This is a genomic window from Sutcliffiella horikoshii (assembly GCF_008180725.1).
GTDB lineage: Bacteria > Bacillota > Bacilli > Bacillales > Bacillaceae_I > Sutcliffiella_A > Sutcliffiella_A horikoshii_B.
Genome location: NZ_VTEV01000005.1, coordinates 180,428 through 193,760, shown reverse-complemented (window position 1 = coordinate 193,760; position 13,333 = coordinate 180,428). Strand labels below are relative to the sequence as shown.

Annotated in this window: 13 protein-coding genes; 10 read left to right on the top strand and 3 right to left on the bottom strand. The window is 39.7% G+C overall.

The genetic code is table 11. The features are described from left to right. The first annotated feature begins 12 nt into the window (after positions 1 to 12). Entirely contained in the window at positions 13 to 837 is an 825-nt protein-coding gene (locus tag FZC76_RS13265) for a YihY/virulence factor BrkB family protein (RefSeq protein ID WP_148988657.1), read from the top strand. Positions 838 to 1,068: 231 nt separating this feature from the next. Here the strand turns inward: FZC76_RS13265 and FZC76_RS13260 are convergent, their stop codons facing one another. Beyond that, positions 1,069 to 2,970 (bottom strand): heavy metal translocating P-type ATPase, encoded by a 1,902-nt coding sequence (locus FZC76_RS13260; protein ID WP_148988656.1) that lies wholly within the window; start codon positions 2,968 to 2,970, stop codon positions 1,069 to 1,071. Positions 2,971 to 3,237: 267 nt separating this feature from the next. On the opposite strand from FZC76_RS13260, the gene FZC76_RS13255 reads away from it, so the two are divergent. Next, the gene (locus FZC76_RS13255; RefSeq protein ID WP_148989035.1) at positions 3,238 to 4,191 is read left to right on the top strand and encodes a DMT family transporter; all 954 of its coding nucleotides are present in this window, start codon (positions 3,238 to 3,240) and stop codon (positions 4,189 to 4,191) included. A gap of 43 nt (positions 4,192 to 4,234) precedes the next feature. On the opposite strand, the gene FZC76_RS13250 is transcribed toward FZC76_RS13255, so the two are convergent. After that, positions 4,235 to 4,384, bottom strand: a complete 150-nt coding sequence (locus tag FZC76_RS13250) for a BH0509 family protein (RefSeq protein WP_010191652.1) — start codon at positions 4,382 to 4,384, stop codon at positions 4,235 to 4,237. 242 nt (positions 4,385 to 4,626) lie between these two features. On the opposite strand from FZC76_RS13250, the gene FZC76_RS13245 reads away from it, so the two are divergent. Next, positions 4,627 to 5,064: an SRPBCC family protein gene (locus FZC76_RS13245; RefSeq protein ID WP_148988655.1), complete on the top strand. Its 438-nt coding sequence runs from the start codon at positions 4,627 to 4,629 to the stop codon at positions 5,062 to 5,064. Between the two features lie 242 nt (positions 5,065 to 5,306). Here FZC76_RS13245 and FZC76_RS13240 read toward each other — a convergent pair whose 3' ends face one another. Next, complete coding sequence (locus FZC76_RS13240; RefSeq protein WP_392396836.1) at positions 5,307 to 6,560, bottom strand: MFS transporter; 1,254 nt, start codon at positions 6,558 to 6,560, stop codon at positions 5,307 to 5,309. Positions 6,561 to 6,621: 61 nt separating this feature from the next. Here FZC76_RS13240 and FZC76_RS13235 point away from each other — a divergent pair, with 61 nt between their 5' ends. The 7 genes from FZC76_RS13235 to FZC76_RS13205 all read left to right on the top strand — a co-directional run bounded on the left by FZC76_RS13235 (position 6,622) and on the right by FZC76_RS13205 (position 13,320). Continuing rightward, positions 6,622 to 7,002 carry an OsmC family protein gene (locus FZC76_RS13235; protein WP_148988653.1) on the top strand — a complete coding sequence of 127 codons (381 nt, stop codon included), beginning with the start codon at positions 6,622 to 6,624 and terminating at the stop codon, positions 7,000 to 7,002. A 551-nt stretch (positions 7,003 to 7,553) separates the two neighbouring features. Further along, positions 7,554 to 8,300, top strand: a complete 747-nt coding sequence (map, locus tag FZC76_RS13230; RefSeq protein ID WP_148988652.1) for a type I methionyl aminopeptidase — start codon at positions 7,554 to 7,556, stop codon at positions 8,298 to 8,300. A 9-nt stretch (positions 8,301 to 8,309) separates the two neighbouring features. Beyond that, a complete protein-coding gene (locus FZC76_RS13225) occupies positions 8,310 to 9,044 on the top strand; it encodes a hypothetical protein (RefSeq protein ID WP_148988651.1) in 735 nt (244 codons plus the stop codon). Between the two features lie 134 nt (positions 9,045 to 9,178). Next, a complete protein-coding gene (locus tag FZC76_RS13220) occupies positions 9,179 to 10,174 on the top strand; it encodes an N-acetylglucosamine kinase (RefSeq protein WP_148988650.1) in 996 nt (331 codons plus the stop codon). A 6-nt stretch (positions 10,175 to 10,180) separates the two neighbouring features. Further along, entirely contained in the window at positions 10,181 to 11,032 is an 852-nt protein-coding gene (locus tag FZC76_RS13215; RefSeq protein ID WP_148988649.1) for a MurR/RpiR family transcriptional regulator, read from the top strand. A gap of 31 nt (positions 11,033 to 11,063) precedes the next feature. Further along, positions 11,064 to 11,975, top strand: a complete 912-nt coding sequence (gene murQ / locus FZC76_RS13210) for an N-acetylmuramic acid 6-phosphate etherase (protein WP_148989034.1) — start codon at positions 11,064 to 11,066, stop codon at positions 11,973 to 11,975. Between the two features lie 22 nt (positions 11,976 to 11,997). Further along, positions 11,998 to 13,320 (top strand): ABC transporter substrate-binding protein, encoded by a 1,323-nt coding sequence (locus tag FZC76_RS13205; RefSeq protein WP_262372596.1) that lies wholly within the window; start codon positions 11,998 to 12,000, stop codon positions 13,318 to 13,320. Positions 13,321 to 13,333 lie beyond the last annotated feature (13 nt).

Below are 13,333 nucleotides of genomic sequence, written 5' to 3'. Positions count from 1 at the left end.
GGAGGAGAGTGAATGGGAATATTACGTTTTGGAAAACAGCTGTTTCATCGCCTAGATCGGAATGAAGCATTGGGAATGTCAGCAGAGTTAGCGTATTTTTTCTTATTATCTCTTTTTCCGTTTCTTATTTTTTTACTCACCTTAATTGCTTATGTGCCGATTACACAGGATGATGTGTTGGGAATGATTCATCAATATGCTCCTGGGGACACGATGCTTCTTATTGAATCGAATGTTGTCCGAATACTAAATGAACAACGCGGGGATCTATTGTCATTTGGTATCATTGCTACTATCTGGTTTGCTTCCAATGGAATCAATGCGGTTGTTCGGGCATTCAATAGGGCATTTGATGTGAATGAAAACAGGCATTTCTTTATAGTAAGAGGCACAGCGATTTTATTAACCCTTGCAATGGTATTTGTCATTATTGTGGCGTTATTATTGCCTGTTTTTGGTAGAGAGATCGGTTTGTTTATTTTTTCTTCCTACGGTCTGTCAGAAGAATTTATCACCATTTGGAATACCATTAGGTGGGGAGTAAGTTTTGTCATTTTGTTTTTTGTTTTAACTTGTTTGTATTTGGCTGCACCGAACATCCGTCTCCATTTAAAGGATGTGTTGGCAGGTTCTTTTTTTGCAACAATCGGGTGGATGTCTGTGTCGGTGTTGTTTTCCTATTATGTGAGCAACTTTGGGAACTATACAGCGATGTATGGGAGTCTTGGAGGAATCATTGTTTTGCTTGTATGGTTTTACCTTTCAGGTCTGATGATTATCATTGGTGGAGAAATCAATGCAATTTTGCTGCAATGGAAGAAAAGCTTTGTGCGATAAAAATTCCCAGACAAATTTTTCACTCAAAGGGGAAATCTATTGTTGAAAGACACTCTAACCAAATCGGAGGGACCTTTCATGACAAAGCATACGAAAAAAGATGGCGGTACAAAACAAAACTCTAAGCACAAACCGAAGAATAAAACTTCAGGAAGTGCGAACGGGCAAAACGGGTATCACTAGATAGCAAAAAGCAGCGGGGACTGGCCTCGCTGCTTTTTTATCGTGAATTTATCGTAATAATCTTAACCCATTTAGGATAACTAGTATGGTACTGCCTTCATGGCCTATGACACCGAATGGAAGGTCAATGAATTGAAGGAAATTGGAACTGATTAAAAGCATAATAACGGTGATAGAGAATATGACATTTTGTTTAATGATTTTGTTCATTCTTTTGGATAGTTTTATGGCTTCCGCAATTTTCACTAAATCATTTTTCATCAGTACCACATCAGCAGTTTCCAATGCTACATCTGTGCCTTCTCCCATTGCTATCCCCACATTGGCTGTTGCGAGTGCCGGAGCATCATTTATCCCGTCACCAACCATGCCGACCATGTTATATTCCTCTTTTAAATTTTTTACAGTTTCTACTTTTGTCTCTGGCAAGCATTCCGCTACAAATTTTCCAATAGCAGCCTGATCTGCAATGGCTGCCGCTGTGCGTTCGCTGTCACCAGTAATCATAATGGTCTGAACCTGAAGAGTTTGAAGTTGCTTGATAGCTTCTACGGTTTCCTTGCGAATAACATCTTTTAAAGCCAGAATGCCGACAATTCCAGTTTCATCTTTTACATAAACGACTGTTTTTCCTTCATTGGTGAAGGATTCTGCAATCCCATTCCCAAACAATTTTGCAGTATCTATCCCAACATAATCTGCCTTGCCGACAAGATATTCCTTTTCATGTAAGTTTCCTTTTACTCCCCAGCCTGCTTTATCGTCCAAATGATCCGGACGTATTAGCGGTTTAGTGCAATTTTTTCGGGCATATGCTGTGATTGCCTGTGCCAGCGGATGGTTAGAATAGCTTTCAATGGAACCGACAATATATAAGAATTCGTCTTCTGTTATATTTTCACGGACTACCACGTCTGTTACTTCAGGCTTTCCTTTCGTAAGCGTCCCAGTTTTATCAAAAGCGATGGCTTGCAGATGGCTTAGATTCTCCAGGTGCACGCCGCCTTTAAACAAGATTCCTTTGCGCGCCCCATTCGAGATGGCCGACAAAGTTGCAGGCATAATGGAAGCAACTAATGCACAAGGAGATGCAACAACAAGTAAAATCATCGCCCGGTAAAAGGTTTCGTTCCAGCTCCATCCGAGAAGAAAATGGGGGAGAACCATCATGACGGCTACGACCCCGAGGACAATTTTCACATACGGTCCTTCAAACCGTTCCAAAAATTGTTGAGAAGGAGATTTTTCACTTTGAGCGTTTTGGACAAGGTTGATAATTTTTTGGAACAACGTTTCTGTAGAAAGTTTGGTGACCCCCACCACTATTGAGCCGTTAACGTTCATGGTTCCTGCATAAACCCCATCGCCTTGTTTTTTCTCCAGAGGGATCGATTCGCCTGTGATGGCAGCTTCATCTATCGCAGATTCTCCTCTGACAATGTTTCCGTCTGTTGGAATGCGTTCACCAGGTTTAACAAGTACGTATTCCCCTTTGGCAAGCTCGGAAATATGCACTCGCTCTTCCTTGTCATCCACTATTCTTAATGCTTCCTCAGGCTGAATGTCCATGAGGGCGGAAATTTCTTTTTGACTCCGGTTCATTGTGTATGTTTCTAAAGCGCCACTTAATGCGAAAATAAAGATAAGAATGGCGCCCTCCATCCAATATCCGATGATTGCAGCACCAATGGCTGCGATGATCATCAGCATTTCTACATTCAGTTCTTTTTCTTCAATGGTATCTTGTATGCCTTCTTTTGCTTTAAAGTACCCACCAATTAAAAACGAAAGAATGAAAATAGGGACAGCAGCAGTTTGGATATCAAACTTTAGTAGAATCCAACCTGTAAAAATTAGTATCCCTGAAATTATGGCGAAAATTAGTTCTATATGAGTGGTGAACCTATTGAGAACGGATTCTCTCTGTAGACTTTCTGTCATTTCTTTCATATTAACCAACCTCCTAATTGAGAAAAATAATCAACATCATTAAGCTTATTAAACGATGAAAGCTGCCATCTATGTGATAGCAGCAACACTTACAAAGAGTATTTTCTACTGAGAGTAATTATCAATAAATTATATTAATTATTATCTAGTTATTATTATAGATTAATACAGTGGAGATTGCCAGTATTTTTTCTTTTCCAAGACTATACAGTATGTATGATGTAAATCTTGTGTGTATAATGTAGCTTGGAGAGAAGGTGAATGGCCGTGAAAGCTGAAAAATTTTTTACAAGCAAGCTTGGTATCATTGTAGCAGCGATGTTTGCGACATTTCTGTGGGGCAGTGCATTTCCTGCCATTAAACTAAGTTATACGGCTTTAGATATAGGGGCGAGTGATTATGATAAGCAGCTTTTATTTGCTGGCTATCGATTTTTCCTTGCTGGTGTTATGATCTTTATATTTTTTACCCTATTGAACCAACCGCTTAAACTGAGAAGAGCGACTATCATTCCATTGGCACAACTAGGATTAGTCCAGACATTCTTGCAATATTTATTGTTCTACTTTGGCTTAAGTTATTCAACGGGAATGCAGGGAGCGGTAATTGCTGGAACGGCTTCGTTTTTTCAAATACTGTTTGCTCATTTTTTATATGCCGATGATTCCTTGTCTGTCAGGAAATGGCTTGGCATAGTATTGGGGTTTGGCGGGGTGTTGGTGGTAAATTTGCCAAAAGCCGGTGCGGGTGTTCAATTTGGGATAGGAGAGTTACTTCTGTTGCTGGCGATGATGGCTTCTGCTTATGGAAACATTATGGCAAAAGAACGCGCGGCATCCATGAATGTATCCTATCTAACGGCGTATCAAATGTTGTTCGGGTCAGTAGGATTAATTGTCGTCGGTGGAGTAAGCGCAGGGTTTCTTCCATTTGTCTTTGATGGGTATACGCTGTTGCTTGTGGTGTATCTTGCATTTCTATCGGCAGCAGGCTTTATACTGTGGAACAACGTTATGAAATATAACAAGGTTGGCAAAGTGTCGATGTATCTGTTCCTAGTACCAGTGTTTGGTGTAATGCTATCTGGTTTGTTTTTAGGAGAAGTTATGCACTATACCATTTTGATTGGCTTAATGCTTGTGGTTGTAGGAATCATTATTGTCAATGGACAGAAAAAAGCAAAAGTAACACAAAAAGAAAAACTGCAACCTTCCGCTTGATGTGGAAGGCTTGCAGTTTTTTTGTTTGTATGAGGCTTTCGATTTAGAGACTTTGATGAATCATCATTTGCTCGTAAACATTATTGTATAAATGCTCGATGTCGGCATCTGTCATAAAAGCCAGTGACTCACGATCTGCCTTCTTCATCACTTCAATAAAATTAATCATGTTTTTGCGTTCCTGTCTGCTCATGTTCTTTTCTCCTCCTTTGTATTAGTACAGTGTATGTTCGATTGATATTATTATATAACAGAATATTTAGAAATGGAACAACTTTTTGAAAGTTTTTTGAAAAAAAGGGTCAGACCCCTTTATGTCGCGGTAATAGGGTGATGTGACAAAGGAAAATGGTGTTATAAGGAGTGTATTCCAGAAGTTAGTAGTATGGTAGGATTAAACATTAGATAGAGTTTTTTAATTCAGGAGGATAATATATGGTGAATGTTACAACGGAGATTATCATTAACTGTTCGAAGATGCAGGTGGCGGACTATGCGGCAAATCCGGATCATGCGCCGGTTTGGTATGATAATATCGACTCATCCGATTGGAGGACACCCAAACCTTTGCAGTTAGGTTCGCAAATTGCGTTTCGAGCAAAATTTCTTGGCAAGGAGCTCGCGTATATATATGAAATTGTTGAATTCCTACCAGGCGAAAAATTAACAATGAAAACAGCACAAGGTCCCTTCCCAATGGAAACAACTTATACATGGACTGCAATAAACACCAATACAACTAAAATGACACTTCAAAACAAAGGAGAGCCAAAGGGCTTTTCCAAATTGTTTTCACCTGTAATGGCAACCATGATGAAAAAGGCAAACGAGAAAGATTTGATGAAAATAAAGGATATCTTGGAAAACCAATAAAGTTTATGCAGAAAAAAGGTGACTAATAATGTTTTTCAAAAAGACATGTTATTTTTGTAAGAAAAAAGTAAGAACCTATTTCGTTTATAAAGAAAAGAACAAAAAGGTATATTGCTGTTCCCTTTGCAAAACTTATGCGGATAGGAGAGCTTTTGTACCATATTAATAATTGCATAAAAAAGTTGATATATTTTTAAAAAGAAGCGGACTCCGTAAGGGTTCCGCTTCTTTCTTTTAATGATTTATCCTTTAACCGCAACCAATCCACGATCTCCAAACGAATACGTTAACAAGAATATCACAAACAGCAAAAAGCTGATGATGTGGAAAAAGCTGATGTCAGAAAAGAACTGGATAAACAATCCGCCAAAGAAAGGCCCACCCAAACTTCCGATACTAAAGGCAATTCCGCACATTAGGTTACCAGTAGGGAGAAGGTTCTTCGGCATAAGGTCTGTCATATAGCTGATGCCAAGAGAGAAGGTGGATCCCACAAGCATCCCTGCAATAAAAATACATACTGCTAAAGCAATGAAAGTCCCTTCCAAAAAGCTTGCAGTGACAAAACTTAAGCACCCGAGTGAAAGAATAACCAGTAAGATATTCCGACGACCAAATTTGTCGCTCAATATTCCAAGGGGCAACTGAAAAACGATTCCACCGATTGCAAAGGAAGCAAGTAATACAGAAACACTTCCAACCTCAATCCCAGTACGCAAAGCGTATATAGGAAAACTACCGTTCAGAGAAGCTTCCAAGAAGCCATAGCCTAGAGGTGGCAGGAAGGCAATCCATCCATATTTCCAGGCTTTACGGAAGCGTTTGATGGTTTCAAAGAAAGAGTTTACTCCAAGCTCCTGTTCAGGATGTTCATTTTTCAGAAAGAAGAGAAATACCCAACCTATCAAACAAAGAATGGAGGATACAATAAAAGGAAGTGCCTGGTTGATCTCCACCAAAGGAGTCATTAAAGGCCCAGTTGCAAAACCAATTCCAAAAAACACCCCGTATAGAGAAATATTTCGACCTCGTACATTTTCAGCCGAAAACGATGTAATCCAAGTTTGAGTTGCAAAGTGCAAGGCATGGTCCCCAATTCCAATCAGCAACCGCAAAATAAACCAGAACCAAAAGCTCTGCCATAGTGGAAAAAGTGCGAGAGACACAACAACTAGAAAGCCGCCGACCAATATTACTGGACGGTAGCCATATTTACGTAAAGGTTGTTCCATAAAAGGGGATGCAAGTAATATTCCAATATATAAGGCTGTGGCGTTTAGTCCATTTAAAGTCGAGGATACGCCACTATTTTCAAATATGACAGCAATTAAAGGTAACAGCATTCCTTGGCTAAAGCCGGAAACTGCTACAATGGATACAAGGATCCAAAAACGGAAACGATTCATAAGATGCAACCTCGAAATGTTAGTATTTTCACCACCCCTAATTCTACATAACTTATTACGATTTTGGAATGGATAATATGTAGCAGACAAAAAACTGGCAAGGTTATTTGTAGATTTGCTATTCTAAATGTAAGAAGGAGATGAAAGCCAAATGGAATTCAAAATGAGAGAAGTCGGATTTAAGACGAATCTAGAATACGGAGAGTTACATGTTGCCGGAGATGAGCAATACGGTTTCCGTCCGTATCAGTTAATGGTATCTTCCATCGCAGTTTGCAGTGGCGGCGTTCTAAAGAGTATTCTGAAAAAGAAGCGCATGGAAATTGAGGATATCACGATTAATGCAGAGGTTACACGTAATGAAAAAGAAGCGAACCGAATTGAGAAAATACATATTCATTACACAATAAAGGGGCAAGACCTGGTAGAGAGCAAAATTGAGTCCGCCATTGAGCTTGCCAGCAAGAACTGTCCGATGGTTCAATCTGTTAAGGGCAGCATGGAAATTGAAGAGTCATTTGAATTGGTTTAACACATTTGGGAGTACTATCCATTAGGTTGGATGGTGCTTTTTTAGGTTGTGGAATTAGGGTTTGCACTTACTAGAAGTGGTTTTAGTTAATTGGTCTGTTTTAATTAGGGTAGACATCCGAAGTTCTTAAAATGCAGCTAATTTAGTAGAAAAATTAGCAAAAACACTACTTTTATTGACCTCCAAATTGTTTCGGTCATTCTGGTCCCTGTTTCGGACACTTTCCTTGTATATTAGCAGGAGTTCGGACATTTGATAGTAGGTGTTCGGTCAATTTTTGTACACCTTTGGACATTCAAAAATTTCGTTCGGCCATTTAACGTCAATCTTCGGTCAACTTCGCCAAATCTTTGGTCAAAATTGGGGAAACTTCGGTCAAAAATCCGAAATCTTCGGACATTTAGACTTACGAAACAAATATATGGCACTAAAAACCCCACTAAAAACCCCACCAAACACTTTACCACATGACTTTTCATAAACTAACTAACATCTTAAAAAAGGAAAGTTTTATAAAATATAGAATTTAAACAGACAAGGGTGCAAAAACAATGATAATTCTAAAATCGACTCGGGAAATTGAAGCAATGGCAAAGGCTGGCACACTATTGGCTGCCTGTCACAGACAATTGGCGAAAATGATTAAACCCGGAATAACCACCATGGAAATTGATAAGTATGTAGACGCATTTTTAAAAAAGAATGGTGCCAAATCCGAACAATACGGTTACAGGGGATACCAGTTTGCTACTTGTGCCTCCATTAATGATGAGATTTGTCACGGATTCCCGAGGGAGACATCTCTAAATAAAGGAGACCTTGTCACCATTGATATGGTAGTCAATCTCCATGGGGCACTCGCTGATTCTGCCTGGACCTATGCAGTCGGTGAAGTAAGTGATGCAGCACAAAAACTGATGGATGTAACAAAAAAATCCTTATATCTAGGAATTGAACAGGCGGTTATCGGCAACCGGCTTGGAGATATCGGTCATGCAATCCAAACGTATGTAGAAAAAGAAGGGTATTCAGTAGTCCGTGATTTTACAGGACACGGCATTGGCAAAAGCATTCATGAAGAGCCGCAAGTTTTCCACTTTGGTTTGCCTGGGCGTGGTGTCCGTCTGAAGGAAGGGATGGTCATCACCATTGAACCGATGGTAAACGAAGGCACCTGGCACAGTAAGATGGATGATAATAGATGGACGGCTAGGACAGTAGATGGAAAACTCTCTGCCCAATATGAACATACTATCGCAATCACAAAGAATGGGCCGATTATATTGACTGAGCAATAGGAAGAGGAGGTGAAACTGATTAATAGAATAATGGACTTAACGGCCTATGAGTGGATAAAAGAAAATACCGTAAGTGTTAATTTTGAAAATTGGAATGGGGGTAGAGTCTGCAATTTGATTCCGAATGGCTATACCCATTATTGCAAAATCATGAATTCGACCTTTTATCGAGACCAAAGTATCAAAGATGAGAAACTTTTCTGGAGTCAGTTCCATCTACTTGACCATGAAATAGAGATCGATTTAGGGGAAGGAATTACTCTAAAGGAGCTCGCAACAAAGTACAATATCTCATATGACAAAAAAATTAGCAGCAAGGCGATTGAAAGAAAGCTTGGTGGCTGTCCAAGATATTTAATTTATCCTGATGAAGGTCGTATCAATCTAGATGTGCTTAAGGAAATGACCAAGGTTATGGCACCCTTCACGAAAAATGAAACATGCTATTTCTTTTATCATATCCTGAAACTAATTGGCAGGATCCCCGAAGTTGAAGTGGAAAACGGGCATCTGTATGCTGGTCAACTCAGCGATATATTCACTATTTACAACAAAGGGGAAATGGACGGCTTAGCATCCCCCACCTATTGGTGGCCAGAAGATCGCAGCTGGTGCATGTCAACCGACTATGATCTTGATTTCACGATTTTCGGAGGAAGTAAACAAATATACGATGCATTAATGTCCAATGATAAGTTGGAATGTATAGAAGTGGACTTAGAAACACGAGTTGATAATTTCTAACAATAGAGACCACTCTCCCCGAGTGGTCTTTTTAGAACCATTTTTGAAATTAAATTTCAATATTGAAAATAATTGTTGACACTAAAAATCAGAAAATTTATACTAATATTAATAAAAGTGTTAGGGGATTAACAATGATTATAGGCATTGACGGGGGAGGCACCAAAACTACCGGAGTGGCTGTAGACGAGGATGGAAAGATCCTTGCAATAAAAACGGTAGGTCCCTCTAACCCGAATAGTTCGCCGGAAGAAACAGTTCGTCATGAAATCAAAGAGTTGTTTTCTGTTTTAACAAAAGAGAAAGCGCTTACAGAAGAAGATGTGGTTTTTGCCGGTATATCAGGTGTAGAAAGTGGCGGAAAAAAAGAGTGGTTCATCGAGTTGTTAAAAGAATTCGCAGGTCCTTATGCCAAAATTTTTGTTGATAACGATGCTGTGACAGCACTATATTCGGAAACAAAAGGTCAACCAGGAATCGTGTGTATCAGTGGAACAGGTTCTATCGTCTATGGAATTAACGCCATGCTCGAACGTGACCGTGTTGGTGGCTGGGGGTACCTGATTGGCGATGGGTATAGTGGATTTGCTCTAGGGAAAAAAACGTTGGATCATATTTTCTCTCTATATGATCAAGGCGAGTCACCGGGAGAAATGACCGATAAAATACTCAACCAATTTAAAGTAGAGACGGTCCCTGAATTGGTACCTGTTGTGTATGAGATGGGGAAAACACGTGACAGAGTAGCTGCCATTGCTAAAATCGTGATAGAGCTTTCCTGTATAGGGGATGAAAAAGCGATTGGATTCTTACATGAAGCAGCAGACTCTATGATGAAAGACATTACTTTATTATTTCACAAATTATACGGGCGGGAAGGTGAGCATACGCAAATTCCTATCGTCTTAACAGGCGGAATTAATCAACATTCCAAAGAGATTATTACTTATTTGCTAGAAAAAGGATTGAAAGAGCGTTCGCCGTTTTCTTTCAAGCTGGCAGCCCAACATCCTGTGGCAGGTGCAATATACGCTGCTCATAAGGCAATGGGGAAAGACATCACTCCAATCTTTATAAAAAGGTTGGAAGCAGAGTTAACAAAATGGATGAAAACGGATGTAAAAGGATGATAGAAAATGAATGGTGGACTATTACGGTTACGTGAAGCATTATCAACAATCAATCCCGCGGAGAGAAATGCCGCAACTTTCATACTCGAACACCCTGAAGAAGTTTGTACCTTATCAGTGAAAGAATTGGCTGACAAGAGTAATTCCAGCCAAGCAGCCATCATCAGGCTTTGTAAGAAAATTGGTCTGGAAGGGTACAAAGAATTAAAACTTCGTATCGCAGGAGATGTTACAAGCATCTCATCCAACAACCTAGAAGCCTATCATGAATTTAAATATAATGCAGATATTCCGACATTTATGAAGACCATTACCGAAAACAATATTAAGTCTTTACGTGACACGTTGGAACTACTTGATAAAGAGGAAGTAACCAAAGCCGTTCAGATGTTACATACAGCACATCGGATAGACTTCTACGGAGTGGCTGCATCACAGTTGATTGCACAGGATGCTCAACAGAAGTTTATGCGAATTAATAAGCTTTGTACAGCGTACAGTGATTCCCACCTGCAACTTACATCTGCTACAACCATGACAAAAGGGGACGTAGCTGTTGGGATATCTTATTCAGGAGAGACAACACAGACGATTGAGGCAATAAGGGAAGCGAAGAAGGCTGGGGCATTGACAATCGCTATTACGAAATATGGTATGAATTCTTTGAAGGAGCTTTCTGATATTTCTTTATCCATCTCTTCCATGGAATCTTCCATTCGAAGTGCGGCTACTTCTTCTAGAATCTCGCAATTGAATGTAATAGACATTCTATTCACGGCAGTAGCAGCGATTGACTTCGAGCAATCGGTAGAATATCTGAAAAAATCAAGAGAGACAATCAAAAACACTTACAGATAATAAGAGATACATAAAAAAGGTGATGGTGATGATGGGATTAGAAAATTTACAAGATTTAGTGACTGAACAACAAAACTTGAAAACATTGAAGATTGATCGCAAGTCTACTGAAGAAATCCTTGGAGTCATCAATGAGGAAGACCAAACAGTACCACTTCATATAAAAAGGGAAATCCCAAGCATTGCTGCAGTGGTAGATCAAGTGGTGAAATCCTTTGAAATGGGCGGGAGGCTCATATATGTTGGCGCAGGAACGTCGGGTAGAATCGGAATCTTGGATGCCTCCGAGTGTCCCCCGACTTTTGGCACCCCTTCAGAAATGGTGAAGGCAATCATTGCTGGTGGGGAATCGGCAATTTTTAAAGCAGTGGAGGGTGCTGAAGATAGTGAAGAACTTGGAGCATCCGACATGCATAGTAACGGGGTAAGGCTTCATGATGTGGTTATAGGCATCACGGCGAGTGGAAGAGCTCCTTATGTAATAGGTGCCCTAAAGGAAGCAAAAAAGCTTGGTGCCAATACGGTTTCATTCACTTGCACAAAGGATTCCGCCCTTAATAAAGTAGCAGATTACAAGATTAATATAGAGGTTGGCCCAGAAGTTATCACAGGTTCTACAAGAATGAAAGCTGGTACCACGCAGAAGCTGGTTCTGAATATGATCACAACCACTTCGATGGTGAAACTGGGGAAAGTATACAATAACTTAATGGTGGATGTTCAACCATTAAATAAAAAACTGGTAGATCGTGCAAAAAGGATAATCCAAAACGTGACTGGCTGCACATTTGATGAAGCTAGTGAGCTCTTTGATCAATCAGAAGGCAATCCGAAAATCGCTATTATCATTTTTACCTGCCAAGTCGACAAGGATAAGGCGGCTGAATTACTGAAAGACGCAAATGGATTCGTTTATAAGGCTATTAAGGCTTATAATAAATAAAATTATCAAGGGGGAATTGGTTGTGAAAAGGGGTTTAAGTTTATTGATGGTCATGTTGCTTGTAGCTGCCGTGGTTCTTGGCTGCTCCAACAATTCATCGACTTCATCAGATGGAAAAGACGTTGTAACAGTTTGGACATATCCTGTTCATGCAGAATATGAAGCGGAACTAGAAGAGCTAATTGCTTCATTTGAAAAAGAAAACGAAGATATTAAAGTAGAATATGAAGTGCTAAGCTGGGCGGAAGGTCCACAGAAGTTTGATATAGCTTTGAACTCTGGTAATCCACCGGATGTTTATTTTGGAAAACCACAAGGTAAATATGTGGATTCCGGTTTAATTGTAAACCTTAATGACAAATTGAATGTTTCTCAAGAGGATTATAATGAAGTTGCTTTGGACTATATGAAAATTGAAGACAATCTTTATGGATTGCCAATCTACATGTTCTTACATGTATGGGGTGGAAACAAACAAATGTTAGAAGCAGCTGGCGTTGATTATGAAAAGATTCAACAAGAAGGCTGGACGTGGGATGAGTTTGAAGAACTAGCATCTAAAGGTGTTGGGAAGAAAGACTCTGGTGAAGATACTTACGGATTTGTATTTCAAGGCAACAATGAAGAGCTTCTTGTTCATTTAGCGATGAACAATGGTCTTCCAAGCCGTTATAATGAGGATGGAACGACTTGGAATGACGATAAAATCTTAGACACAATGAAGTATATTACTAACTTAGTTGATTCTGGCATTATGCCAAAAGAAACGGCAGCAGTTGATCCTGCAAAACGTATGGAGCTTTTCTATAACCACCAAGCAATGTTCTTTGGTCGAGCTATTCCTTATTTTGATCCGGTAGTAGAAGCTCATAATGAAGAAATCAAAGCAGGGAAAATTGAAGGGGAAGAAGTAGATTTCGTTTTATTACCAATCCCACATAACGAAGGGGAAGAGCAAGTATCATTTGGTGGATCTGAAGGATACATGTTATTCACTCAAAAGAATGCGAAAGAAGAACACTTGAATAATAGCGTAAAAGTATTAGAGCATCTAACAAGTGCAGAAGCTGGTAAAGCAGCAGCGGCATTGGCGTTGCCACAAGTTCATAAAGATGCGGAAGGCAAGTTTGAAATGCCATTAGCTCCTTATAATGAAACGGCAGCAGAAGTTTTAGCTTCTAAAGTTTTACCACCTGCAAACGCAAATGCTGAAATGGCAGCAAAAGATGATCGCTTCCGTACAGAGGTAGTCATCCCAACATTCCAAGGTCTACTAAGCGGTGAAGTGACACCTGAAGAGGCATTAGAAACGTTCAAGACCAAGGGTGAGGAAATCTTTAAGTAAGGAAGAAGGAATA

What these genes read in the sequence shown, in the direction of transcription:
- FZC76_RS13265 (WP_148988657.1), top strand. Translation starts at nt 13, where the DNA reads ATGGGAATATTACGTTTTGGAAAACAGCTGTTTCATCGCCTAGATCGG.
- FZC76_RS13260 (WP_148988656.1), bottom strand. Translation starts at nt 2,970, where the DNA reads ATGAAAGAAATGACAGAAAGTCTACAGAGAGAATCCGTTCTCAATAGG.
- FZC76_RS13250 (WP_010191652.1), bottom strand. Translation starts at nt 4,384, where the DNA reads ATGAGCAGACAGGAACGCAAAAACATGATTAATTTTATTGAAGTGATG.
- FZC76_RS13245 (WP_148988655.1), top strand. Translation starts at nt 4,627, where the DNA reads ATGGTGAATGTTACAACGGAGATTATCATTAACTGTTCGAAGATGCAG.
- FZC76_RS13235 (WP_148988653.1), top strand. Translation starts at nt 6,622, where the DNA reads ATGGAATTCAAAATGAGAGAAGTCGGATTTAAGACGAATCTAGAATAC.
- map (WP_148988652.1), top strand. Translation starts at nt 7,554, where the DNA reads ATGATAATTCTAAAATCGACTCGGGAAATTGAAGCAATGGCAAAGGCT.
- FZC76_RS13220 (WP_148988650.1), top strand. Translation starts at nt 9,179, where the DNA reads ATGATTATAGGCATTGACGGGGGAGGCACCAAAACTACCGGAGTGGCT.
- FZC76_RS13215 (WP_148988649.1), top strand. Translation starts at nt 10,181, where the DNA reads ATGAATGGTGGACTATTACGGTTACGTGAAGCATTATCAACAATCAAT.
- murQ (WP_148989034.1), top strand. Translation starts at nt 11,064, where the DNA reads ATGGGATTAGAAAATTTACAAGATTTAGTGACTGAACAACAAAACTTG.